Source organism: Streptomyces sp. UH6, assembly GCF_013421635.1.
In the GTDB taxonomy this organism is placed as follows: Bacteria; Actinomycetota; Actinomycetes; order Streptomycetales; family Streptomycetaceae; genus Streptomyces; species Streptomyces abyssomicinicus.
Map to the genome: position 1 here is coordinate 1 of NZ_JACADT010001048.1, position 1,922 is coordinate 1,922.

2 protein-coding genes are annotated in these 1,922 nt (G+C 74.6%); both read left to right on the forward strand.

What is annotated here, in order from left to right:
- Window positions 1-179: 179 nt before the first annotated feature.
- On the forward strand, window positions 180-842 hold the full coding sequence (locus tag HW445_RS29005) for a WhiB family transcriptional regulator (RefSeq protein ID WP_180223814.1): 663 nt from the start codon (window positions 180-182) through the stop codon (window positions 840-842).
- A partial coding sequence (locus HW445_RS29010) for a hypothetical protein (protein WP_180223815.1) occupies window positions 839-1,922 on the forward strand: 1,084 nt, incomplete at its 3' end. The genes HW445_RS29005 and HW445_RS29010, both read left to right, overlap by 4 nt.

Here is a 1,922-nt window from a genome sequence, read left to right on the forward strand (position 1 = left end):
ACTCGCCGCCGAGCAGGCACGGCAGCTCCCGGAGCCGGCGACCGCCTGAACCTCGCCTCCCCCATCGTCTTCCGGCCGCGGCGCTCACGCCCCCCTGGGCGCCGCGGCCCCTGGAACTCCCGTCCGGCGCGGCCTCAGCCCGGCCGGCGCCCGGCGGGAAGAACAAGCGAGCCCACCCCATGCGCCTGATCACCACGTACACGTCACCCACCACCGGTCTGCGCCCCCTCGGCGACACCAGCTGGCACCGCCACGCCGCCTGCCAGGACCTGCACCCCGAGGACGCCGACGAGCTCTTCTTCCCCCTGCCCCGCGACCACGACGCCATCGCCGAGGCGAAGACCCTGTGCGCCTCCTGCCCGGTGCGGCGGGACTGCCTGAACTCCGCCCTCGAGAACGGCGACAAGGACGGAATCTGGGGCGGCCTGACCGAGTCCGACCGGCAGCCCTGGCACGACGGCCTGCCCCAGCGGCTGGACCACCAGCGCGTCCTGGCGGTCTTCAACGGCCGCTACGTCCACCTCACCACGAAGGAGCGGGACGTCGTCATCGGCCACGCCTACGTCCGCGGCTGGAAGGCGGACCGGCTCGCCGTCGCCCTGCAGGTCAGCCAGCCCCACGCCCGCGACCTCCTCACCGAGGCCGCCTACAAGATCGACCACCGGGACCGCACCCTCGGCGTACCGCCGCAGCCGAAGAAGCGGCGCACCAAGCGGCAGCAGCAGTCCCAGCCGCCGACCACGACGCCTCCGGCCGCCGAACAGCGCGGCTCCCTGCCGGTCCAGCCCCAGTCCGTCCCGGTGCCGCCGGCCAGGCACGGCTCGTTCGGAAAGGTCGCATGAAACCCCTCGCCCTCCCCCTCGACGCCGGCCTGGACCTGTCCACGCTCCTCACCGTCGGCATCCCCACCGCCGCGGCGGCGCTCGGCCTCACCAGCTGGGCGCTGCTTCGCCGACGCAAGGCGCGCCCACGGACCGCGTCGGCACCGTCGAGCAGCCTGGCGGTCAAGATGGCCGCGCTGGCCGCGCTCGGCTGCACCGCCTACAGCGCGGACACCAGCTGGCGCTTCGCCGAGGACTACCTCAACATCGCCGGCACCGCCGAGCGGGTAGCCATGTTCGCCTCCGCGGAACTCGCCCTCTTCGCCACCGCGCTGATGGCACGGCAGAACATGACCACCCAAGGAGCGGCGGGTGTGCCGGGCACCCTGGTGTGGATCATCACCAGCGTGCAGATCATCCCGGCGTACGCCGAGAGCGGCCTGGTCGGCGGCACGGTCCGGGCGTTCGTCGGCCCGGTGATGGCGGCGACGCTGTGGCACCTGGCCATGGGCATCGAGCTGCGCCTGAAGTCCCCCGGCACCGCCTCCAGCGGCCTGCTCGTCACCCTCGGCCGGGAGGCACGCGAGCGGCTCCTGTCCCGCCTCGGCATCGCCGCGCGGGACCGCGACGCCGCCCAGATCACCCGTGACCGCGCCACCCAGCGAGCCGTCGCCCTCGCAGCGCGGCTCGCCGAGCTGAGCCCGGAGCAGCGGACGAGCCGCCAGGGCCAGCGGCTGACACGCCGCCTGTCCAAGGCGATCGGCCGGGCCGGCATCGGGACCGACCTGGCCCAGCGCGCCCAACTCCTGGAGCAGCTCGCCGCCCGCCGGCACGCCCTCGCACTGGCCACCGTGCCGCTCCCCTCACCCTGGTCACCGGAGCCCGACACGACGGGACCGGTCCCCTCGGCGCCAACGGGGACCGCCCCCTTGGAGAAGTCGGCCGCCCGGACCGAACCTCGCCCACGACCGGTCCCCGCCGGGGACCGGTCCCCCGGAATCGAGGCACCCGAACAGGGACCGAAGACGGGGACCGAGCAGTCCAACAGGCTCACCGGGGACCGGGGACCGGGCGGGACCGACCGGGGGACCGAACCCACCG